Source organism: Staphylococcus sp. MB377, from assembly GCF_001922505.1.
GTDB lineage: Bacteria > Bacillota > Bacilli > Staphylococcales > Staphylococcaceae > Staphylococcus > Staphylococcus haemolyticus.
Genome location: NZ_MAON01000033.1, coordinates 86,902 through 108,801, shown reverse-complemented (window position 1 = coordinate 108,801; position 21,900 = coordinate 86,902). Strand labels below are relative to the sequence as shown.

Below are 21,900 nucleotides of genomic sequence, written 5' to 3'. Positions count from 1 at the left end.
AGCAATGTTACTTGGGTCACATGTTTCTATGAGTGGTAAAAAGATGTTAGAAGGTTCTGCAGAAGAAGCACACAAATTTGGTGAGTCTACATTTATGATTTATACTGGCGCACCTCAAAATACAAGAAGAAAGAGCATAGAGGATTTAAATATCGAAAAAGGACATGAAGCCATGGATAAATATGGTTTATCTAATTTAGTCGTCCATGCTCCATATATTATAAACATCGCTAACACTACTAAACCGGAAGTCTTTCAATTAGGGGTAGATTTCCTTCAAAATGAAATTGAACGAACACAAGCTTTAGGTGCTAAAGATATTGTTCTACATCCTGGTTCACATGTTGGCGCTGGTGCTGATAAAGGTATTCAACAGATTATTAAAGGATTGAATGAAGTTTTAACTCATGATAATGATGTGCGCATCGCTCTAGAAACTATGGCTGGAAAAGGATCTGAAGTTGGACGAAGTTTTGAGGAAATCGCACAAATTATTGACGAGGTTACTCATAATGATCGACTATCAATTTGTTTCGATACATGTCACACTCATGATGCTGGATATAACATTAAAGAGGATTTCGATGGTGTATTAAATGAATTTGATAAAATTATTGGCTTAGATCGAATAAAAGTGGTTCATGTTAATGATAGTAAAAATGAGCAAGGTGCTCATAAAGATAGACACGAAAATATTGGATTCGGTCACATTGGATTTGACGCATTAAATTATGTAGTACACCATGATGTTTTCAAGGATATACCTAAAATTTTAGAAACACCCTATGTTGGTGAAGATAAAAAAAATAAGAAACCACCTTATAAATTTGAAATAGAGATGTTAAAAGCACAACAATTTGATTCAGAATTAAAATATAAAATTCTTCAGCAATAATTATTATTAATTGGAAGTGAATCAAATATTAATATTTAAGGCTATGATGTAATAAAACAATAGCTGTATAACCTTAAAAGGCGTTAAACCATAACTCTTCACAGACTTAATAATTTTCTCAGGAGTGATACAATTAATTTTACAATAATTCAGTATCGCTCCATTTTATTATCTATTAAATCAAGTCGTAAACATTACTATTTACAACTTCTAAACTTAACTGTATAGTATTAAACGAGGTGAAATAATGAATCAACCTGTTTTTGAATTAAAAAATATCGATTATCAATTTGATAATAAACAAGTTTTAGAAAATATTAATATACACATAAATAAAGGTGAATTTTTAGCAATTGTGGGTCCCAATGGAGCAGGTAAGTCTACTTTACTAAAAATCATATTAGGGTTGCTTCCGTTGCAAAAGGGCGAAATATATATAGATGGAAAATCATATAAAAAGCAAAATCAATCTGCTTTAAAGATTAGTTACGTATCACAAAAAGCTACAGCTTTTAATGCTGGATTTCCAGCAAGTGTTAAAGAAGTGGTACTTAGTGGTCTTACTAAAACAAAAAAGTTATTTCAAAAGTTTAATAAAAAAGATGAAGCACTTGTCGATGACGTTTTAACTAGATTAAATATCAATCATCTTATCAACAAGAATATTGCAGAACTTTCCGGCGGACAACAACAGCGTGTATTAATTGCGAGAGCTTTAATCTCCAATCCTTCTGTCTTAGTTTTAGATGAACCTACAAATGGTATTGATGCAAAACATGTAAGTGAATTTTATGAAACGCTTGAAAGATTAAAAGATGAAGGTATAACGATTATATTAGTAACACATGACATTGGCGTTGTAGCTGATACAGCAACAAAAGTAGCATGCTTAAATAAGCATTTACATTTCCATGGATCAACCGAGGACTTCAAAAAATTAGACGAAGTTGAAATTTCTAAAATTTATGGTCACCCCATTAAATTTGTAGATCATCAACATAATAGAGAATGTTGTGAAGTTTAAAATTTAATATATTAGGAGTAACAAAATGAATGTATTAATTAAACAAGTGAGTAGTGATATCCATGATTGAAGCGTTATTAAATTTCGACTTCATGAGATATTCATTACTTAGTGGTATTTTAATTGGATTTATTGCACCTTTAATTGGTGCTTTTATAGTTGTAAGAAGATTATCTTTGATTGCAGATGCGCTTAGCCATGTTACACTAGGCGGTATCTCATTTGGCATGTTTATACTAACTTTGTCACCCGCACTAGCTATTATTAATCCGATGTGGTTTGGTATATTATATGCTATTGTAGGTGCGCTTTTAATTGAAAAGTTAAGAACATCGTATTCTAACTATCAAGAGATTGCCATACCAATTATTATGAGCACAGGGATTGCACTAAGTGCCATTTTTATTTCTCTTGCAGATGGATTTAACCAAGAAATTGTAGGTTTACTATTTGGTTCCATAAGTGCGGTCAGTCTTAGTGATTTTTTAACGGTTGTAGTTATAGCAATTGTCGTTGTTTTATTTATTACTTTATTTTATAAAGAATTATTTATACTTTCATTTGACGAAGAATATAGTAGAGTTGTAAATATTCCTAAATGGATTCAATTTTTATTTATTGTTATCGTGGCTATGGTAATTTCTGCTTCAATGAGAGTGGTTGGCATACTTTTAGTCAGTGCATTAATAACATTACCCATTGCTATAGCAATGAGAATAACTAAGGGTTTCAAACAATTAATCATTTTAAGTGTCATAATTGGCGAATTTTCAGTTATAATGGGCCTTGTTTTAGCATTTTATATGAATATTTCACCGGGTGGTGTTATTGTAGTACTATTAGTTTTATTATTAGGACTTACAATGTTATTCCAAAAATCAATTGTAAGACTTAAAAAGGGGCAATAACTTATGAATACAAATGATGCAATTAAAATTTTAAAAGATAATGGTTTGAAATATACTAAGAAACGTGAAGATATGATTAATATTTTTGTTAAAGAAGATAAATACATTAATGCAAAACATATTCAACAACAATTAGACAAAGATTATCCAGGTATTTCTTTCGATACAATTTATCGTAATTTACATTTATTTAAAGACTTAAAAATTATTGAGAGTACTGAATTAGATGGTGAAATGAAATTTAGAATTGCTTGTATGAATCATCACCATCATCACTTTATTTGTGAAAATTGTGGTGATACTAAAGTTATTGATTTTTGTCCAATTGATCAAATAAAGGTGTATCTACCTAATGTAGATATTCACACCCATAAACTAGAAGTTTATGGCGTATGTGAAGAGTGTCAAAAACAAAACTCAAAATAAAATTTTTTGAAATATAAATATCAATTGTTTTTACTAATACACTTAAATAATTTAATAATGAATTATTGTAAGACAAAATTGCAAATATATATTAGCAATCTAAACTGAGAAAGTGTTAATTGTAGCTTTCTCAGTTTTTTTGAGTCAGTCGACTGAAAATTCCATTAAAGAATTAATAGATTAACAAAATAGAAAACAAATCATATTTTAATTCAATTTAACAATCTTAAAATTAAATGTAATTAAAAAATTTTGATATACATAGGTCAAAAGTAGGAATTATTTAAAAATAACCAATTATAGTTTGTAATTATGTTTAAAAGTTATCATTTTGAGTTATATTATAAAAGTAAGTTAATAATAAGCGTATTAATATTAGTTGCAAGCAAATATTTTGTTGCTTAGTTAATAACTTGTTATTATAAATGTAACGAATTTTTAGGAGGATGATTAATTATGGCTTTTGAATTACCAAATTTACCATATGCAGCAGATGCATTAGAACCACACATTGACAAACAAACTATGGAAATCCATCATGACAAACATCACAACACTTATGTTACCAAATTAAATTCTGCAGTTGAGGGAACAGATCTTGAATCTAAATCAATTGAAGAAATTGTTGCTAACTTAGATAGTGTACCTGAAGATATTCAAACAGCTGTTCGTAATAATGGTGGCGGACACTTAAATCACTCATTATTCTGGGAATTATTAACTCCTAATTCTGAAGAAAAAGGTACTGTTGTTGATAAAATCAAAGAACAATGGGGCTCTTTAGATGAATTCAAAAAAGAATTCGCTGACAAAGCAGCAGCTCGTTTCGGTTCAGGTTGGGCATGGTTAGTTGTTAACAATGGTCAATTAGAAATTGTTACTACACCTAACCAAGATAACCCATTAACTGAAGGTAAAACACCTATCTTAGGTTTAGATGTTTGGGAACACGCTTATTACCTTAAATATCAAAACAAACGTCCAGATTATATTAGTGCTTTCTGGAATGTTGTTAACTGGGAAAAAGTTGACGAATTATACAATGCAACAAAATAATTCTATATTTCCTAATTAATTTGTGGCCTCTATAAGAGGCCACTTTTTTTATTAAAATGATGGTAATATGTTTAATTTTCATATATCATTTATGAGTAAACATGTTTAATAATTGAGGTAGGTTATCTTGCTTAAAAGGTTAAAGGAAAAGTCTAATGATGAAAAAATAAAGCACACAATGAATAAACGAATAAGTTTTGTGTTTGGTGCTATTGTAGTTATATTTGGAATTATAGTTTTAAGGTTAGGATATTTACAAATTGCGCAAGGCTCCCATTATAGCCAACTAGTAAAAAACGATGAAAACATAACTGTAAATGAATCTGTTCCTAGGGGAAGAATTCTTGATAGGAATGGAAAAGTATTAGTAGATAATGCTTCTAAACTAACGATTACATACACAAGATCTAGGAAAACAAGTCAAAAAGATATGCTCGATACTGCAAAAAAATTGTCATCTCTTATTACTATGAAAACTGACAAAATTACTGAAAGAGATAAACAAGATTTTTGGATTCAAAAACATCAAGATGAAGTAGACAAATTAATGAAAAAAGAAACTTCAATGTTAAATGAAGGTAGTATTACCCAAGATCAATATGATAAACAATTATATAAAAAAGTTGGAGACAAACAAATTAATAGTTTATCAAAAAAAGACTTGCAAGTTTTAGCAATTTCTCGTGAAATGTCTGCTGGTTCTACCATGAACCCGCAAACAATTAAGAATGAAGATGTAAGTGAAAAAGAATATGCTGCAGTGTCACAGCAACTTGATAGTCTTCCAGGTGTAAATACAACTATGGATTGGGACCGACGCTATCCTTATGGAGATACATTAAGAAGTATATTTGGTAGTGTATCTACATCAAGTGAAGGTATTCCTAAAGAATTGACCGAACAATATTTAGCTAAAGGTTATTCTCGAAATGATAGAGTTGGTAAATCTTATTTAGAATATCAATATGAAGATATATTACGTGGTAAGAAAAAAGAAATGAAATATACTACTGATAAATCTGGAAAAGTCATAAACTCTGAAGTAATCAATCCTGGATCTAGAGGCGATGATTTACAGTTAACAATTGATATAGACTTACAGAAAAAAGTAGAATCTTTATTAGAAAGTCAAATCAAGACGTTACGCAGTCAAGGTGCTAAAGATATGGATAACGCGCTTATTGTAGTGCAAAATCCTAAAAATGGCGATATTTTAGCTATGGCAGGAAAACAAATCGATAAAAATGGTAAGCTAACAGATTATGATTTAGGAAACTTTACTGGTCAATTTGCAGTTGGTTCTTCAGTAAAAGGTGGAACCCTATTAGCTGGATATCAAAATAATGCGATTAAAGTTGGCGAGGAAATGATAGATGAGCCACTTCATTTTAAAGGTGGATTAACAAAACGCTCATACTTTAATAAAAATGATAAAGTCAGAATTAATGATAAAGAAGCATTAATGCACTCTTCAAACGTATATATGTTTAAAACTGCTCTTAAATTAGCCGGAGATCCTTACTATAGTGGAATGGGCTTACCTACAGATATAAGTGAAGCTGGCAAGAAATTAAGAAAAGGACTTAATCAAGTCGGATTGGGAGTTAAAACAGGTATTGACTTGCCAAATGAAACAATTGGTCAAATTGAACCATTAACAAACAATTCAGGCAATTACCTTGATTTATCAATTGGTCAATATGACACATATAGTCCAATTCAATTATCACAGTACGTTTCTACAATAGCTAATGATGGTTATAGAATTCAACCGCACATTGGATTAGCAATTCATGATGCTACAAATAGTGATGACATTGGACCTGTTAAACAAAAAATCAAAGGTAATGTATTAAACAAAGTAAATAATTCTGAAGATGAAATTAATGAAGTTCAAAAAGGATTTGAGATGGCATTCAATAAGCAAGATGGAACAGGTTATTCAAGTTTCCACAAAACTAAAGTACCATCTGCAGGAAAAACAGGTACTGCTGAAGTATTCCAAGATGGTGAATCTAGAGTTAATTCAACATATATAGGTTATGCACCTATCAAAAATCCTAAACTATCATTCTCGATTGTATATACAAATCAACCTGTCCCACCACCATGGTTAAATGGTGGAGACCTAGGAAGAGATGTAATTAATTATTACTTTGACGATAAAAAATAACTATTTTACTTTTAATGAATTGAAAGTTTTTAGAGCATCAAAAATAATACTTTTCAATTTTTAAACTAAGTGGTATGATTATAAAGTCGTATTTAGAAAAGGTAAGGAGGATTTAACATGCGCGTAAATGTAACATTAGCTTGTACAGAATGTGGAGATAGAAACTACATTTCTACTAAAAACAAAAGAACTAATCCTGAACGTGTTGAAATGAAAAAATATTGTTCACGTGATAATAAACACACTTTACACCGTGAAACTAAATAATAACTCATCTAAAGAGTTTGTTTCAAAAATAATTTTATAAGACTACATTGCTAATTTGCAGTAGCCGACTTGAGCCGAAAAAACGCTAAAGTTGCGTTTTTTGGCTCAAGTCATCCTTACAGGGGCAAGACTATGAATCCATAATGGATTCTGTCTAGCTCCTTTTTTATTTCATATAAATGACATCCTCTTTTAATAACGTTATAATATATATAGTGTCTAGAGAGTGGGGATGTTATGAGTAAAAAAGAGATTAGAAAAGAAATATTATCTCAAATGAAACAATTAGAAAAAGAACACAAACTTCGTGCAGACGCATGGTTGAAGAATCAATTAATCAATAATACTGAATATAAAAACGCGAAAAGAATAGGTATTGTTTTATCTATGCCTCATGAAGTAGATACTTATCCCATCATCGAAACGATGTTAACTTATGATAAGAAAGTCTTTGTTCCTAATACAAACTACAAATTAAAAGAAATGAATTTTAAACAGCTACTATCTTTAAACCAACTTGAAAAGGATGAAAAAGGCTTATTATATGTTAATGATGACACTGAAATTACTGATCAATTAGATTTAATTGTTGTTCCTGGAGTTGCTTTTAGAGATGATGGTTATCGAATAGGTTATGGTGGAGGATATTATGATCGCTTCTTAAGTGATTCAAATGCCAATACTATTAGTTTAATTTATGACCTACAATTAACACAGTTTGATATCGAATCCCATGATCAACCTGTTGAAAAATTAATAATTTTCAATACTTAAATTTTGGAGGAATTAATGGATACAGAAAAATACTTCTGGAAGTCTATCTATTATTTTATAAAATATTACAATTATCACATTGTAAATATTGATAAAAATGATACTGAAATTTGGCTTATACATAAAAAGAAAAACAAGCTAGTGATATTTAGGAAAGATATCGCTTCTAACCAAGAAATTCAGTTTGATAAAGCTAAAATGTTGGATAATTATCAACAATATGAGGATGACCTCAATTTTAAATTAAAAAGCGTTAAATATTATTATTTCACAGATCAAATATTTGATAATATCAAATCCGCTGACTCTAGTCCCATTAAAATAGAAAGCATGAGTATTTCAAATAACAATGATTTACATAAATTGATTCATAATAATATATTAACTAAATTAATGTTTAGACAAGATAACAAACTATCAAATTACTATAAACGACGTGTATTGTCACAAAACCCAATTGATAAACATATTTTGCGTTTTACACCTATGACATATGGGTTAATCATAATTAACGTTTTGATATGGCTAATAATGATTCTTTATCTAAATCATTTTTCCGATGTTAAATTGTTAGATTTAGGTGGATTAGTACACTTTAACGTCGTTCATGGTGAATGGTATCGTCTAATAACATCCATGTTTCTACACTTTAATTTTGAGCACATTTTAATAAATATGCTATCATTATTTATTTTCGGTAAGATAGTCGAATCTATAGTCGGCCCATTAAGAATGCTAGGGATTTATGTAATTTCTGGTTTACTCGGAAATTTTATTTCACTATCATTTAATCTTCATACTGTATCTGTAGGTGCTAGCGGAGCTATTTTCGGGCTAATAGGCTCAATTTTTGCAATGATGTTTGTAAGTAAGACCTATTCTAGAAAAACAATTGGTCAAATGTTAATCGCATTATTAGTGCTAATTGCTTTATCATTATTTATGTCTAATATTAATATTATGGCTCATCTAGGAGGATTTATTGGTGGTGTTTTAATCACTTTAATTGGTTATTATTTCACACACAACCGTAATTTATTTTGGATTTTCTTAATTATATTGCTTGTTTTGTTTGTTGCATTACAGGTAAGAATTTTTACTATTAAAGAAGAAAATATTTATGATAAATTAATTGAGGATGCTATATTAGACTATAATTATAAAGAGGCAAGTTCAATTGTAAACCATACAATTGACAAAGGTTATGATGACGATCGAACGTATTATTTAAAGGGGCTTATAACAGCAGCTACAAGTTCTAGAGCAGAGGGCATGGCGGATTGGGAACGCGGTTTAAAAAACCATCCAAATTCTGGTCTTTTGAACTATGAACTTGCAATTGCTAATAGAGCACTTGATGATAATGAAAAAGCACTCAAATATGTAAAAAAAGCTTTAACTATTAATTCTGACAATAATGATTATAAAAATTTAAAAAAAGAGTTGGATCAATCAAATGAATCGAGAAATTAAAAATTTCTATGATGTATTACAGCTTTTAAAGCATTATGGATTTATTATCTATTTTAAAAATCCAAACGATATGTATGAAATGATGCTACAAGAAATAAAATCATTATATCATTACGAACTACTATCTAAAGATGAATACCTAAAATGTATTTTATTAATTAAACAAAGAAGGAATGAGCATAAATGAAAGATATTATTTTAGCAGCAGATATTGGTGGAACAACTTGTAAACTTGGAATATTCAATGGGGAACTCGAACAACTACACAAATGGTCTATTAAAACAGATACGTCTGACCACACGGGCAAAACATTATTAAAGAATATCTATGATTCATTTAACGAAACACTTTCAACTCACCAATTAAAAATTGATGATGTCATTGGTGTTGGAATTGGTGTACCAGGGCCTGTTGATTTTGAAACTGGCATTGTTAATGGGGCAGTTAATTTGCATTGGCCAGGTAGTGTAAATGTTCGACAAATATTTAGTGAATTTATTAACTGTCCTGTTTATGTTGATAATGATGCTAATGTAGCGGCATTAGGAGAAAAACATAAAGGTGCAGGCCAAGGTGCTGACGATGTAGTTGCTATAACATTAGGTACCGGTTTAGGCGGAGGTATTATCTCTAATGGTGAACTTGTCCATGGTCATAATGGATCAGGTGCAGAAATAGGTCACATCAGAACAGATTTTGATCAACGCTTTAATTGTAATTGTGGTAAATCAGGTTGTATAGAAACTGTTGCTTCTGCTACTGGTGTCGTTAATTTGGTTAATTTTTATTATCCAAAATTAACGTTTAAATCATCAATATTACCGTTAATAAAAGACAATAAAGTTACAGCTAAAGCCGTATTTGATGCCGCTAAAGCCGGTGATCAATTCTGTATCTTTATTACTGAAAAAGTGGCAAACCACATCGCTTATTTATGTAGTATTATTAGCGCAACAAGCAACCCCAAATACATCGTTTTAGGTGGAGGTATGTCAACAGCTGGTTTGATTTTAATCGAAAATATTAAAACTGAGTACCACAACTTAACATTCACTCCCGCTCAAAAAGATACTGAAATTGTTCAAGCTCAACTAGGAAATGATGCAGGAATAACTGGTGCAGCAGGGCTAATTAAAACATATATATTAGAAAAGGGTGGTGTTAAATAATGGCTATTGTTGATGTAGTTATTATTCCAGTTGGAACTGAAGGACCAAGTGTTAGTAAATATATTGCAGAGATACAAATGAAATTAGAAAGTTTTAAACAAGAAGGAAAAATTGATTATCAATTAACCCCAATGAATACTCTAATCGAAGGGGATTTAAAAGACTTATTCGAAGTAGTACAAGCAATCCATGAATTGCCATTTAATAAAGGTATTGATAGAGTTTGTACAAACTTACGTATAGATGATAGACGCGATAAATCTCGTAAAATGAATGATAAACTAAAATCAGTTCAAAAACATATCGATAATCAAGGAGAATAATATGAAAATCTCAAGCTTAACTTTAGGATTGGTAGATACTAATGCATATTTTATTGAGAATGAAGAAAGTGTTATATTAATCGATCCTGCTGGTGAACCAGATAAGATTTTTAAAAAATTAAATCAAATTAACAAACCATTAAAAGCAATTTTATTAACACATGCGCACTTTGATCATATTGGTGCATTAGACGATGTCGTTAATAAATATGAAGTACCTTTATACATGAATAAAGAGGAGTTTAGTTTTCTAAAGGATTCTGATAAAAATGGTTCTGCTAAGTTTAAGCAATATGGTATGCCTTTAATTACTAGTAACGTCAAACCAAACCAATTAGATGAAGGTGAGTCCAATATTGAAGGATTTAAATTCAATGTACTGCATACTCCTGGTCATTCTCCTGGAAGTTTGACGTATGTATTTGAGGATTTCGCAGTAGTCGGTGACACGTTATTTAACAATGGTATAGGTCGTACTGACTTATATCGCGGTGATTATGAAACACTGGTTGATTCTATTAAAGATAAATTATTTGAATTAGAAGGCGATTTACCATTATTCCCTGGCCATGGTCCATATACAACAGTCGATGACGAGCAATTAAATCCATTTTTAGATGGCCAATAAAATAAAGTAATTTCTTCACCTCTTACGTTTATATATGTAGGAGGTGTTTTTTTGAAACTATTATTCAGAGAGATAGTTAATAAAGCTATTTCAAAAAATGCGAGCGACATACATTTTATCCCTTCAGTTGATGAAGTTCATATTAAATTTAGAATTAATGATTATCTTGAACTTTATGAAATATTCAACTTAGATGTATATCAAAAATTATTAGTATTTATGAAGTTCAAATCAGGTTTGGATGTTTCATCTCAACAATCCGCTCAAAGTGGTCGTTATACTTATCAATCTAAATCTACTTTTTATTTACGGATTTCAACATTACCTTTGTCCTTAGGTGTAGAAAGTTGTGTAATTAGGATAATTCCTCAATATTTTCAAGCAAAAAAAGAATATAAAGAATTTAACGATTTTAAACACCTAGTAAATAAAAAACAGGGATTAATTCTATTAACTGGACCCACAGGATCCGGAAAAAGTACTCTGATGTATCAAATGGTTCTACATGCATATAAAGAATTAAATCTTAATGTTATCACTATCGAAAACCCAGTTGAGCAATTACTAAAAGGCATTACCCAAATATCAATAAATAAAAAGGCAGGTATAGACTACATAAGTTCATTTAAAGCTATATTAAGATGTGATCCTGATATTATTTTAATAGGTGAAATAAGAGACGCAGAAGTTGCTAAATGTGTTATTCAAGCTAGTTTGAGTGGACACCTTGTATTATCAACCATGCATTCTACTAATTGTAGAGGTGCATTACTTCGATTACTTGAGATGGGAATTTCAATTCAAGAATTAACTCAATCTATCAATATCATTTCTAATCAAAGATTAATAACGACTACTCAGAATGAGCGTCGCTTAATTTGTGAAACAATAGATAAAAAGCAGATACAATATTTCTTCGAGCATGAACAAACAATGCCACATAATTTTAATAATTTAGAACAGCAATTAAATTTATTATCTAAAGAAGGAACAATTTGTGAAGATACTGCAAGTAAATATTTTTAAATTGTCATCTAAGAATTTAACGAGTGCACAAATGATTCACTTACTTGAAACACTGTCAAACTTATTAAAAAGTGGCTTCACACTTTTAGAGAGTTTTGAGTTCATCAACCTATATTTCAAATACAGAGATAAAGAATTAAAAAATAAAATCATAGCATCTATTAAATCAGGTGAAACATGTTATGAAGTATTAAATTTGATAGGTTATCCAAATTCAATTACAACTCAAATCTATTTTTTCACAAAAATATGGAAATTTAGAAGACGCTTTAGAGGAGTCCATCAAATATTTAAAGACAAATTTATCTGCAAAACAGCAAGTAATTAAAGCTGTTCAATATCCACTCTTATTATGCTGTATTTTTATGTGTATGATAGTAGTATTAAACTATACTGTCATTCCGCAATTTGAACAACTATACATTTCTTTGGATGTAAATTTATCATTTTATCAGAAATTTCTAACCTCAATGATTACTTCTTTTCCTACTTTTATTATCTTTTTCATTACTATTTTAATTTTAATTTTTGTAATTTTAACCATAGTATTATTACGAATAGAAACTTCTAAAAAAATAATTATTTTATCATCAATACCTTTGTTTAATAGCTATTATAAAATTTTTAAAACTTATCAAATATCTAATGATTTAAGTCTATTTTATAAAAATGGCGTAAGTTTACAGGACATTGTTACAACATATATTAAACAAAATGATAATGAATATTTAAGATTTCTAGGGGAGTTTTTAATGGATAAAACTAATAGTGGTGAAACTTTAGCAAATAGTTTAGCTATGATGCCGTGTTTTCAAAAAGACTTAATTAAATTTATAAAGCAGGGAGAAAAAAGTGCTAAATTAGATATAGAACTTAAAATTTACTCAAGTATTTTAATTAATAGATTTAAAGAAAAATCACTTCTTCATACAAAAATCATTCAACCAATTGTTTTTCTGTTTCTAGGCTTGTTCATTGTTAGTTTGTATTTAGTAATTATGTTACCAATGTTTCAGTTAATGCAAAATATTAAATGATAAGGAGTTTAATATGAAAAATCACTTTGAAAATTTAAAAAAGTTAAAAGCTTTTACTCTAATAGAAATGTTATTAGTATTACTAATTATCAGTGTATTACTAATATTAATTATTCCAAACATTGCAAAACAAACAGCACATATCCAGTCCACAGGTTGTGAAGCTCAAGTCAAAATGATAAATAGTCAAATAGAAGCATATACTTTAAAACATAATCGTACACCTTCTAATATAAATGATCTTATCAATGATGGCCTTATAAAAGAAGGACAAAAACAATGCAGATCGGGAGAAACTATTACAATATCTAATGGTGAGGCTATTGCGAACTAGTCAATTTACTGCGTTTACTCTTCTTGAAACATTGCTTACCTTATTAATTTTAATAATAATTATTATGATTTCCCCAAGCATTTATACTAAAACTAAATTAGATTTAATCGAAAATGAATTAAAAGTAAAAAATATCATCACCCAATTAGAGTTTATCAAATCAAAAGCAATTGCTGAGAACCAATCAATTACAATTGTATTTAGCAAACAAGCAACAGCAATGAATATTATTGAACAAAATGGAAATAAATACAAATTAGGATTATTTGGCACTAAAATTATTTCAGTTGCAAAAGTACACACCATAACATTCAATAATGAAGGTAAAATTAATCATTTTGGTTCAATCATTTTGAAAGCTAAAGAGAATATTTACAGAGTAATTTTTAACATTGATAAAGGAAGGATAAGATTTGTTAAATTATCAAATTAGGGGAAGTTTATTAATTGATAGTTTATTAGGTTTTTTGATTCTAACTTTTATTACTTTAATATTCTTACCTCTATTACAACAATTAAATTTCAATTTACGTAATCAATACGAAATTTTAGATATGAAAAGTGCTATTATCACAAGCCAAAAACATTATAGTATTAAAGAATTAAAGAAGGGGATTACTATAGGAAAATATGAAATTAAAATTTATAAAAATACGATATGCAATAATAATAGTTTATCTAAGAATAAGGTCTGTGTTCAGCTTAGTAACTAAAGGATTTACTTTTATAGAAATGCTAATATCCTTATTAATTACTATAATCATTTTAACTATAATACCCCATCTATTTCGTTTGACTGATACTTACTTAAGTGCGGCCTATGAATTTGACCAATTAGAATATTCATTTTTTCAATTGGACCTTAATAAAATGACCAATTCTAAAGCAATTTCTTTAAAATTAATTGATGAACATTCAATTTTACTTAAACAACAGAATCAAAATAGTTTCATTAAATATCAAAATCAAAAAATTATTTTTGTAAGTAATAATAGAGGGAATATTACACTACTAAATAATGTTTTAAATGCGAAGTTCATTTCTAATCATAAAGGAATTATAGAAGTGTTTTTAAGAATTGGAAGTAGGGAGAATTTCTATGACAAAACACTTTATTTATAACTATAAAGGTTTCATAAGCATCTATACTATGCTCATATTTATCATATATTTATCAATCATCTCTTTTTATACAACTCAATATAGTTTAAAATTGAAGACAATTCATAACATTAGTAGTTATTATGATTTGAAGATAAATCAACTATTTTAAAAAGGGTGATGCTATTGAATAAAAAAAAATCACCAATAATTCTTATCGGCTTTATGGGCACAGGTAAAAGTACTATTGGAGAATACTTATCATTAGAAAATCGATTAAGTTTCATAGATTTAGATGCATATATAGAAATAAAAGAAAATAAAACAATACCAGATATCTTTGAGGAACTTGGAGAAATCGGTTTTAGGAAAATTGAATATAACTACTTAATTGAATGTACAAAAAAATACGATGTTATTGCAACAGGTGGTGGTGTTATCGAATATAATGAATCACTAAATCATTTGAGACAGTATAAATACATTTTTTGGCTAGATTGTGACATAGATGTTATCTTCAAGAGAGTAATAAACGATAATCATAGACCAAATGCAATTGATAAATCCAAAAAACAGTTAAATAACTTGTATTTATCAAGGATTTCAAGATATAATGAAATCGCATTCATGAAAGTGAATAGTGATAAAACAATCAGAGAAATTTATAATGAGATTATAAATTATCTTACTTGCGGTTGATCAGTATTAGAGAGAATAAAAATTATTATACTTAAATTTAAGTATAATAATTTTTATCGCCGAAGGTGCAAGTTAACTACTAAACTCTCAGGCAAAAGGATAATACTGCTACGCATTCCTGGATTAAGTGTATAAACAGGGTAGCTATTTGCTACTCTGTTTTTTATAAAAATTATAGGGGGTTTTCTAATGACAAGCGAATTAAAAAAAACACCATTGTATCAAAATTATGTTGACAGTGGTGCAAAAATAGTAGAATTCGGTGGATGGGCAATGCCTGTTCAATTTACAAGTATCAAAGAAGAACATAATGCAGTTAGATATGAAGTAGGTATGTTCGATGTAAGCCATATGGGAGAAATCTCTATAAAAGGCAATGATGCAAGTAAATTTGTCCAATACTTACTTTCAAACGATACTAACAACCTTACTGATACTAAAGCTCAATATACTGCTTTATGTAACGAAGAAGGCGGTATTATTGATGACTTAGTAACATACAAAATCGGCGACAATGATTATCTATTAATTGTTAACGCTGCAAATACAGATAAAGATTTTGCTTGGGTACAAAAACATGCACCTAAATTTGATGTTGAAGTATCAAATGTATCTGATCAATTCGGTCAGTTAGCTGTTCAAGGTCCTAAAGCAAGAGATTTGGTAAGCGGGTTAGTTGATATAAATGTAAGTGAAATGAAACCATTTGATTTCCAACAAAACGTTACTCTATTTGGAAAAAATGTTATCTTATCTCAATCTGGTTATACAGGTGAAGACGGATTTGAAATCTATTGTGAAGCAAAAGACACAGTAGACATTTGGAACGGCTTCATTGAATATAATGTAGTTCCATGCGGTCTCGGTGCACGTGATACATTAAGATTAGAAGCTGGCCTTCCATTACATGGTCAAGATTTAACAGAATCTATCACACCATATGAAGGCGGAATTGCTTTTGCTGCTAAACCACTGATTGAAGAAGACTTCATCGGTAAATCAGTGTTAAAAGACCAAAAAGAAAATGGTTCAGAACGTAGAACTGTTGGCTTAGAGTTGCTTGATAAAGGTATTGCAAGAACTGGTTATCCTGTTTTAGACCTTGATGGTAACGAAATTGGGGAAGTTACTTCAGGAACACAAGCACCATCTTCAGGTAAATCAATCGCTATGGCAATTATTAAGCGAGATGAATTTGAAATGGGACGAGAATTATTAGTTCAAGTACGTAAAAGACAGCTTAAAGCTAAAATTGTTAAGAAAAACCAAATTGAAAAATAATTAAGGGGTGTGTATTGTGAGTCATCGTTATATACCATTAACTGAAAAAGATAAAAAAGAAATGCTTGATAAAATTGGCGCAAGTTCAATTAATGAATTGTTCGGAGATGTGCCAAAAGATATTTTACTAAATAGAGATTTAAATATTGCTAGTGGTGAAGCTGAAACTTCTTTATTAAGAAGACTTAATACAGTTGCTAATAAAAACGTAACTAAAGAAACTCATGCGTCTTTCCTAGGTGCTGGCGTTTATGACCATTATGCTCCAGCTGTTGTAGATGCAATGATTTCACGTTCTGAATTCTATACAGCATATACACCATATCAACCAGAAATTTCACAAGGTGAATTACAAGCGATTTTTGAATTCCAAACATTAATTTGTGAATTAACAGATATGGATGTAGCTAACTCATCTATGTATGATGGTATCACTAGTTTTGCTGAAGCTTGTATCTTAGCATTTAATCATACTAAGAAAAATAAAATTGTAGTATCTAAAGGTCTTCATTATCAAGCACTTCAAGTGTTAAAAACTTACGTTAAAGTTAGAGAAGAGTTTGAAATTGTTGAAGTTGATTTAGATGGAACAATTACAGACTTAGAAAAATTAGAACAGGCTGTAGACGATGAAACTGCTGCAGTAGCAGTTCAATATCCAAACTTCTATGGTTCAGTGGAAGACTTAGAAAAAATTCAATCATTTATTGAAGGCAAAAAAGCATTATTTATCGTTTATGCTAATCCACTAGCTTTAGGCCTATTGACACCTCCAGGTTCATTTGGTGCTGATATTGTAGTAGGAGACACACAACCATTTGGTATACCAACACAATTTGGTGGACCACACTGTGGTTATTTCGCAACTACAAAAAAATTAATGCGTAAAGTGCCTGGTAGATTAGTGGGACAAACACAAGATGATGAAGGTAACCGTGGATTCGTTCTAACTTTACAAGCCCGTGAACAACATATTCGTCGTGATAAAGCCACTTCTAATATCTGTTCAAACCAAGCATTAAACGCACTTGCATCATCAATTGCTATGTCAGCTCTTGGTAAACAAGGTATTTACGACATTGCAGTTCAAAACTTAGAACACGCAAATTATGCTAAAAATCAATTTAAAGACAATGGTTTTGAAGTGCTTGATGGTACTTCATTCAATGAATTTGTTGTCAAATTCGATCAACCAATCAAAGATATAAATAAAAAATTAGCAGAACATGGTTTCATTGGAGGCTTTGATTTAGGTGAAGCCTCAGCAGATTTTGAAAATCATATGTTAATTGCTGTTACTGAATTAAGAACTAAAGATGAAATTGATACATTTGTTAAGAAAGCTGGTGAGCTAAATGGTAGTAAGTAAATCAAGTCCATTAATTTTTGAAAGATCTAGAGAAAGTAGATATGCATACTCATTACCTCAAAGCGATATAAAAACAGATTCAGTTGAAAGTATTCTTGATGATAAATTTATTCGTAAAAATAAAGCAGAGTTTCCTGAAGTTGCAGAATTAGATTTAGTTCGTCATTATACTGAATTATCAAATAAAAACTTTGGTGTAGATTCAGGTTTTTATCCACTTGGATCATGTACTATGAAATATAATCCTAAAATCAATGAAAAAGTTGCTCGCATACCTGGATTTGCAGAGTCACATCCTTTACAAGAAGAAGAGCAAGTTCAAGGTTCTTTAGAAATTGTGTATAGTTTACAAGAAGAACTTAAAGAAATTACTGGTATGGATGAAGTTACATTACAACCAGCTGCAGGTGCTCATGGTGAGTGGACTGCTTTAATGATTTTCAAAGCGTATCATTTAGATAATGGTGAAGGTCATCGTGATGAAGTTATTGTTCCTGACTCAGCTCATGGTACAAACCCTGCATCTGCGTCGTTTGCTGGTTTTAAAGCTGTTACAGTTAAATCAAATGAACGTGGTGAAGTTGATATCGAAGACTTAAAACGCGTTGTTAATGAAAATACTGCTGCAATAATGTTAACTAATCCTAACACTTTAGGTATTTTCGAGAAAAACATCATGGAAATCCGTGAAATTGTACATGAAGCAGGCGGATTATTATACTATGACGGTGCAAACTTAAATGCCATTATGGATAAAGTACGTCCTGGAGATATGGGATTTGATGCGGTACATTTAAACTTACACAAAACTTTCACTGGTCCTCACGGTGGCGGTGGTCCAGGTTCAGGTCCAGTTGGTGTAAAAAAAGAATTAGCTAGTTATTTACCAAAGCCAATGGTAATCAAAGATGGAGATACTTTTAAATACGATAATGATATTAAAAACTCAATTGGACGTGTAAAACCATTCTACGGTAACTTTGGTATTTACTTAAGAGCGTACACATATATCAGAACTATGGGTGCTGAAGGTTTAAGAGAGGTTTCTGAAGCAGCAGTTCTTAATGCTAACTATATTAAAGCTAGCTTAAAAGACCACTATGAAATACCATATGAACAATATTGTAAACATGAATTCGTATTAAGTGGTTCTAAACAAAAAGAACATGGTGTCCGTACATTAGACATGGCAAAACGTTTATTAGACTTTGGTGTTCATCCACCAACAATCTACTTCCCACTTAACGTTGAGGAAGGTATGATGATTGAACCAACTGAAACAGAATCTAAAGAAACGTTAGATTACTTTATTGATGCTATGATTCAAATTGCTGAAGAAGCTAAAAATGATCCAGATAAAGTATTAGAAGCACCACATAATACAATAATTGATAGATTAGATGAAACTACAGCTGCGCGTAAGCCTGTTTTAAAATTTGATAATCTACATGAAGAAAAAGAATAATATTCAAAACTTTGACCCTGTAACCAATTTAATTGATTATAGGGTCTTCCTTATTTTAATTTTATGTGAAATATTTTATGTTTATTCTATATTTAGATAACGTTTCTAAATGATTTTCACATAAATAATTAAAAAACTCTTAAAGAACATCTTTAAGAGTTAGTAAGCAGACAAGAGATTATTTTTTAGTTTTAATCTTACCTGTCCATTTTTTGTATCCACCTTTTAACATATAAATATCTTTATAGCCATTTTTTTTAAGGATACGTGCTGCACGATACCCTGCAACACCGTTTGCATCACAAAGATAAATAGGTTGATCTTTACGTAAACCTTGATATCTTTGACTAAACATTGATATTGGAATATTACGAGCGCCGTTAATATGTCCGTAATCATAGTCTACTTTCTCACGAACATCAATCACTTGGGCTTTTCTTAAACCTTTGTGAAATTCATTCTGCTCAAGTTCAGTGACTGCTCGTTTATTCATAAACCAATTTCCAAGCATATATAAAATAATTATGACTATAATAGCTAAAGCTATAATCAAAGATACATTCATATTGCATCCTCCCTAATTAACCGATATTATAATTATAAGGCTGTTAGCTAAATTTATCAAAATTTTTTATTAGCTATTTTTATCAAAGATTTATATGTAAAATTTAATATTTTTCTATAGATAATTATATGTTGTGATTGGAGATTATTTTATGACAGAGACATGGAATTTTATAAATACAGGAAGCCATGATCCATATTATAATATGGCAATGGATGAAGCACTCTTAAACTTCGTATCAAGAGGGGAAATTGACCCTGTTGTCAGATTTTACACTTGGAATCCTGCAACGTTATCTGTAGGGTATTTTCAAAGATTAAAGAAAGAAATTGACATTGATAAAGTTAAAGAAAAAGGATTTGGATTAGTAAGAAGACAAACTGGTGGTAGAGGGGTTCTTCATGATAAAGAATTAACATATAGTGTTATTGTTTCGGAAGAACATCCTAATATGCCTTCTACCGTAACTGAAGCATATCGTGTCATTTCTGAAGGATTACTTGAAGGATTTAAATTGTTAGGTTTTGAAGCATATTTTGCGATTCCACGTTCCAAAGAAGAACGAGAAAAATTAAAACAACCTCGAAGTGCTGTTTGTTTTGATGCACCTAGTTGGTATGAATTAGTTGTTGAAGGCAGAAAAATTGCAGGAAGCGCTCAAACTAGACAAAAAGGCGTTATACTACAACATGGTTCCTTATTACAAGATGTTAACGTTGATGAGCTGTTCGATATGTTCATTTTCAAAAATGATCGTCTAAAAGATAAGATGAAAAAAGCGTTTGTTGATAAAGCTGTAGCGATTAATGATATTGCTGATAGACATATATCAATTGAAGAGATGGAAAAAGCATTTGAAGAAGGATTTAAAAAGGGGTTAAACATAGAATTTAAACCACTTACTTTATCAGATGATCAAATAAAAGAAGTAAAAGAATTAGAAGAAAAATATCGTTCTGATGAATGGTTATATAAAAAATAAAAAATCATAGGATGGCTAATAATTGGTCATCCTATGATTATTTTTATTTTCTATTTCTCTTTTTATATTTTCTTGCTGCTCTCCTATATTTACGTTGATCTTCAGTTAAGAAAAAGAAATAGTATATTAAATAAATAATTAACGCAATGATTAAAAAGGTGAAAATCGTTTTAGCAAAAGACATCATGAATACATTTAAATTCAAAATCAAGCCAATCGCAGCGATTAAAATTACTAAATAAAATAATATATTTTTCAAATCAAAAACTCCTATTATGAATTGTTAGACATGTTCACTTGAGATAGTTTAGTCTTACCTTTATTCAATTTATTCGTATTATTATTTTCATATCCGCTTTTAATATCTTTAAATGCTGATTGTAACTCTTTGTTAATTTGTCTAATATTTTTATCTTCATTTTTATTTGCACTAGATAAATCTTTTTTAGTTACGGCACCCTTATATTTACCATAAGCATCATCAATACCATTAGCAATAGTATTTAATTTTTCAAGATTTTGCTTTTTGTCTTCTTTCTTATTTTTAGACAAATCCAACTGATTATAATTACTAATAATTTTAGTAATATCTTGATAATATTTAGACGAAGCATCTAAAAATTTGGCTTCTTTATTATTATCAACTGTTTTGGAAACATTTTTTTTATCTTTATTAAGAGCCTCAACCTGTGCTTTTTGATTACTTATATCTTGATTTAGCTGTTGAATATCTAACTTCAAGTTATGGTTTTGATCTCTTAATTTGGTTGTCTTATCTTCCAATGGTCCTAAATTTTGAGAGCCACAACCAACCAATAAACATGAAGCTCCAATTATAACGATTAATTTTTTCATTAAAATCTCCCTAAACCAAAATCTCTTTATTTCTAAAATAATTATGCTATTATTTTAATGTAAATAGAG

General features: G+C 29.7%; 25 protein-coding genes, 2 pseudogenes and 1 riboswitch. Of the genes and pseudogenes, 24 read left to right on the top strand and 3 right to left on the bottom strand.

The annotated features are described in order from the left end of the window. The first annotated feature begins 4 nt into the window (after window positions 1-4). The 23 genes and pseudogenes from BB045_RS07665 (at window position 5) to gcvPB (ending at window position 19,429) form a co-directional block, all read left to right on the top strand. A complete protein-coding gene (locus tag BB045_RS07665; protein ID WP_075140641.1) occupies window positions 5-895 on the top strand; it encodes a deoxyribonuclease IV in 891 nt (296 codons plus the stop codon). Window positions 896-1,142: 247 nt separating this feature from the next. Beyond that, complete coding sequence (locus BB045_RS07660) at window positions 1,143-1,919, top strand: metal ABC transporter ATP-binding protein (RefSeq protein ID WP_037536591.1); 777 nt, start codon at window positions 1,143-1,145, stop codon at window positions 1,917-1,919. Between the two features lie 62 nt (window positions 1,920-1,981). Beyond that, window positions 1,982-2,844 (top strand): annotated as a pseudogene (locus tag BB045_RS07655) (metal ABC transporter permease). Then, entirely contained in the window at window positions 2,831-3,253 is a 423-nt protein-coding gene (locus tag BB045_RS07650) for a Fur family transcriptional regulator (RefSeq protein WP_011275658.1), read from the top strand. The pseudogene BB045_RS07655 and the gene BB045_RS07650 overlap by 14 nt, the downstream one beginning before the upstream one ends. 456 nt (window positions 3,254-3,709) lie before the next feature. Beyond that, window positions 3,710-4,309: a superoxide dismutase gene (locus tag BB045_RS07645; protein WP_037558187.1), complete on the top strand. Its 600-nt coding sequence runs from the start codon at window positions 3,710-3,712 to the stop codon at window positions 4,307-4,309. A gap of 127 nt (window positions 4,310-4,436) precedes the next feature. Continuing rightward, the gene (locus BB045_RS07640; protein WP_075140640.1) at window positions 4,437-6,482 is read left to right on the top strand and encodes a peptidoglycan D,D-transpeptidase FtsI family protein; all 2,046 of its coding nucleotides are present in this window, start codon (window positions 4,437-4,439) and stop codon (window positions 6,480-6,482) included. Window positions 6,483-6,599: 117 nt separating this feature from the next. Next, a complete protein-coding gene (rpmG, locus tag BB045_RS07635) occupies window positions 6,600-6,749 on the top strand; it encodes a 50S ribosomal protein L33 (protein WP_011275661.1) in 150 nt (49 codons plus the stop codon). Between the two features lie 237 nt (window positions 6,750-6,986). Next, a complete protein-coding gene (locus tag BB045_RS07630) occupies window positions 6,987-7,523 on the top strand; it encodes a 5-formyltetrahydrofolate cyclo-ligase (RefSeq protein WP_070581602.1) in 537 nt (178 codons plus the stop codon). A 15-nt stretch (window positions 7,524-7,538) separates the two neighbouring features. Then, window positions 7,539-8,996, top strand: a complete 1,458-nt coding sequence (locus BB045_RS07625) for a rhomboid family protein (RefSeq protein WP_075140639.1) — start codon at window positions 7,539-7,541, stop codon at window positions 8,994-8,996. Further along, a complete protein-coding gene (locus BB045_RS07620; RefSeq protein ID WP_070861509.1) occupies window positions 8,980-9,183 on the top strand; it encodes a YqgQ family protein in 204 nt (67 codons plus the stop codon). Before BB045_RS07625 ends, BB045_RS07620 begins: the two co-directional genes overlap by 17 nt. Further along, a complete protein-coding gene (locus BB045_RS07615) occupies window positions 9,180-10,166 on the top strand; it encodes an ROK family glucokinase (protein ID WP_011275665.1) in 987 nt (328 codons plus the stop codon). The genes BB045_RS07620 and BB045_RS07615 overlap by 4 nt, the downstream gene beginning before the upstream one ends. Continuing rightward, entirely contained in the window at window positions 10,166-10,489 is a 324-nt protein-coding gene (locus BB045_RS07610) for an MTH1187 family thiamine-binding protein (RefSeq protein ID WP_011275666.1), read from the top strand. The genes BB045_RS07615 and BB045_RS07610 overlap by 1 nt, the downstream gene beginning before the upstream one ends. A gap of 1 nt (window position 10,490) precedes the next feature. Next, a complete protein-coding gene (locus BB045_RS07605) occupies window positions 10,491-11,117 on the top strand; it encodes an MBL fold metallo-hydrolase (RefSeq protein WP_075140638.1) in 627 nt (208 codons plus the stop codon). A 51-nt stretch (window positions 11,118-11,168) separates the two neighbouring features. Further along, window positions 11,169-12,143, top strand: coding sequence for a competence type IV pilus ATPase ComGA (gene comGA, locus BB045_RS07600; RefSeq protein WP_070581607.1), 975 nt, complete (start codon window positions 11,169-11,171; stop codon window positions 12,141-12,143). Next, a pseudogene (comGB, locus tag BB045_RS07595) lies at window positions 12,115-13,180 on the top strand (competence type IV pilus assembly protein ComGB). Before comGA ends, comGB begins: the two are co-directional and overlap by 29 nt. A 13-nt stretch (window positions 13,181-13,193) precedes the next feature. Beyond that, a complete protein-coding gene (comGC, locus tag BB045_RS07590; RefSeq protein ID WP_011275670.1) occupies window positions 13,194-13,514 on the top strand; it encodes a competence type IV pilus major pilin ComGC in 321 nt (106 codons plus the stop codon). Further along, the gene (gene comGD / locus BB045_RS07585; RefSeq protein WP_245164761.1) at window positions 13,495-13,947 is read left to right on the top strand and encodes a competence type IV pilus minor pilin ComGD; all 453 of its coding nucleotides are present in this window, start codon (window positions 13,495-13,497) and stop codon (window positions 13,945-13,947) included. The genes comGC and comGD overlap by 20 nt, the downstream gene beginning before the upstream one ends. Beyond that, window positions 13,928-14,227, top strand: coding sequence for a hypothetical protein (locus tag BB045_RS07580; RefSeq protein WP_011275672.1), 300 nt, complete (start codon window positions 13,928-13,930; stop codon window positions 14,225-14,227). The genes comGD and BB045_RS07580 overlap by 20 nt, the downstream gene beginning before the upstream one ends. 157 nt (window positions 14,228-14,384) lie before the next feature. After that, on the top strand, window positions 14,385-14,636 hold the full coding sequence (locus BB045_RS12435) for a hypothetical protein (protein WP_240556425.1): 252 nt from the start codon (window positions 14,385-14,387) through the stop codon (window positions 14,634-14,636). Between the two features lie 159 nt (window positions 14,637-14,795). Next, window positions 14,796-15,314 (top strand): shikimate kinase, encoded by a 519-nt coding sequence (locus tag BB045_RS07570; protein ID WP_075140637.1) that lies wholly within the window; start codon window positions 14,796-14,798, stop codon window positions 15,312-15,314. Next, window positions 15,311-15,427, top strand: a riboswitch (glycine riboswitch). (Overlaps the previous gene by 4 nt.) 76 nt (window positions 15,428-15,503) lie before the next feature. Beyond that, window positions 15,504-16,595 carry a glycine cleavage system aminomethyltransferase GcvT gene (gene gcvT, locus BB045_RS07565; RefSeq protein WP_070442828.1) on the top strand — a complete coding sequence of 364 codons (1,092 nt, stop codon included), beginning with the start codon at window positions 15,504-15,506 and terminating at the stop codon, window positions 16,593-16,595. A gap of 16 nt (window positions 16,596-16,611) precedes the next feature. Further along, on the top strand, window positions 16,612-17,964 hold the full coding sequence (gcvPA, locus tag BB045_RS07560; RefSeq protein ID WP_016931107.1) for an aminomethyl-transferring glycine dehydrogenase subunit GcvPA: 1,353 nt from the start codon (window positions 16,612-16,614) through the stop codon (window positions 17,962-17,964). Then, window positions 17,951-19,429, top strand: coding sequence for an aminomethyl-transferring glycine dehydrogenase subunit GcvPB (gcvPB, locus tag BB045_RS07555; protein ID WP_070581614.1), 1,479 nt, complete (start codon window positions 17,951-17,953; stop codon window positions 19,427-19,429). Before gcvPA ends, gcvPB begins: the two co-directional genes overlap by 14 nt. A gap of 178 nt (window positions 19,430-19,607) precedes the next feature. Here the strand turns inward: gcvPB and BB045_RS07550 are convergent, their stop codons facing one another. After that, window positions 19,608-19,994, bottom strand: coding sequence for a rhodanese-like domain-containing protein (locus tag BB045_RS07550; RefSeq protein ID WP_011275678.1), 387 nt, complete (start codon window positions 19,992-19,994; stop codon window positions 19,608-19,610). A gap of 151 nt (window positions 19,995-20,145) precedes the next feature. Here BB045_RS07550 and BB045_RS07545 point away from each other — a divergent pair, with 151 nt between their 5' ends. Continuing rightward, window positions 20,146-20,976 (top strand): lipoate--protein ligase family protein, encoded by an 831-nt coding sequence (locus BB045_RS07545; protein ID WP_070581615.1) that lies wholly within the window; start codon window positions 20,146-20,148, stop codon window positions 20,974-20,976. 43 nt (window positions 20,977-21,019) lie between these two features. On the opposite strand, the gene BB045_RS07540 is transcribed toward BB045_RS07545, so the two are convergent. Continuing rightward, window positions 21,020-21,235, bottom strand: coding sequence for an SA1362 family protein (locus BB045_RS07540; RefSeq protein ID WP_011275680.1), 216 nt, complete (start codon window positions 21,233-21,235; stop codon window positions 21,020-21,022). A gap of 14 nt (window positions 21,236-21,249) precedes the next feature. After that, a complete protein-coding gene (locus BB045_RS07535) occupies window positions 21,250-21,831 on the bottom strand; it encodes a putative periplasmic lipoprotein (protein WP_070442843.1) in 582 nt (193 codons plus the stop codon). Window positions 21,832-21,900: the final 69 nt, after the last annotated feature.

Excerpts from the sequence above, each read along its gene's own strand:
- BB045_RS07665 (WP_075140641.1), top strand. The coding sequence starts at position 5 with ATGTTACTTGGGTCACATGTTTCTATGAGTGGTAAAAAGATGTTAGAA.
- BB045_RS07660 (WP_037536591.1), top strand. The coding sequence starts at position 1,143 with ATGAATCAACCTGTTTTTGAATTAAAAAATATCGATTATCAATTTGAT.
- BB045_RS07650 (WP_011275658.1), top strand. The coding sequence starts at position 2,831 with ATGAATACAAATGATGCAATTAAAATTTTAAAAGATAATGGTTTGAAA.
- BB045_RS07645 (WP_037558187.1), top strand. The coding sequence starts at position 3,710 with ATGGCTTTTGAATTACCAAATTTACCATATGCAGCAGATGCATTAGAA.
- rpmG (WP_011275661.1), top strand. The coding sequence starts at position 6,600 with ATGCGCGTAAATGTAACATTAGCTTGTACAGAATGTGGAGATAGAAAC.
- BB045_RS07630 (WP_070581602.1), top strand. The coding sequence starts at position 6,987 with ATGAGTAAAAAAGAGATTAGAAAAGAAATATTATCTCAAATGAAACAA.
- BB045_RS07625 (WP_075140639.1), top strand. The coding sequence starts at position 7,539 with ATGGATACAGAAAAATACTTCTGGAAGTCTATCTATTATTTTATAAAA.
- BB045_RS07620 (WP_070861509.1), top strand. The coding sequence starts at position 8,980 with ATGAATCGAGAAATTAAAAATTTCTATGATGTATTACAGCTTTTAAAG.
- BB045_RS07615 (WP_011275665.1), top strand. The coding sequence starts at position 9,180 with ATGAAAGATATTATTTTAGCAGCAGATATTGGTGGAACAACTTGTAAA.
- BB045_RS07610 (WP_011275666.1), top strand. The coding sequence starts at position 10,166 with ATGGCTATTGTTGATGTAGTTATTATTCCAGTTGGAACTGAAGGACCA.
- BB045_RS07605 (WP_075140638.1), top strand. The coding sequence starts at position 10,491 with ATGAAAATCTCAAGCTTAACTTTAGGATTGGTAGATACTAATGCATAT.
- comGC (WP_011275670.1), top strand. The coding sequence starts at position 13,194 with ATGAAAAATCACTTTGAAAATTTAAAAAAGTTAAAAGCTTTTACTCTA.
- BB045_RS12435 (WP_240556425.1), top strand. The coding sequence starts at position 14,385 with ATGACCAATTCTAAAGCAATTTCTTTAAAATTAATTGATGAACATTCA.
- BB045_RS07570 (WP_075140637.1), top strand. The coding sequence starts at position 14,796 with ATGCTATTGAATAAAAAAAAATCACCAATAATTCTTATCGGCTTTATG.
- gcvT (WP_070442828.1), top strand. The coding sequence starts at position 15,504 with ATGACAAGCGAATTAAAAAAAACACCATTGTATCAAAATTATGTTGAC.
- gcvPB (WP_070581614.1), top strand. The coding sequence starts at position 17,951 with ATGGTAGTAAGTAAATCAAGTCCATTAATTTTTGAAAGATCTAGAGAA.
- BB045_RS07550 (WP_011275678.1), bottom strand. The coding sequence starts at position 19,994 with ATGAATGTATCTTTGATTATAGCTTTAGCTATTATAGTCATAATTATT.
- BB045_RS07545 (WP_070581615.1), top strand. The coding sequence starts at position 20,146 with ATGACAGAGACATGGAATTTTATAAATACAGGAAGCCATGATCCATAT.
- BB045_RS07535 (WP_070442843.1), bottom strand. The coding sequence starts at position 21,831 with ATGAAAAAATTAATCGTTATAATTGGAGCTTCATGTTTATTGGTTGGT.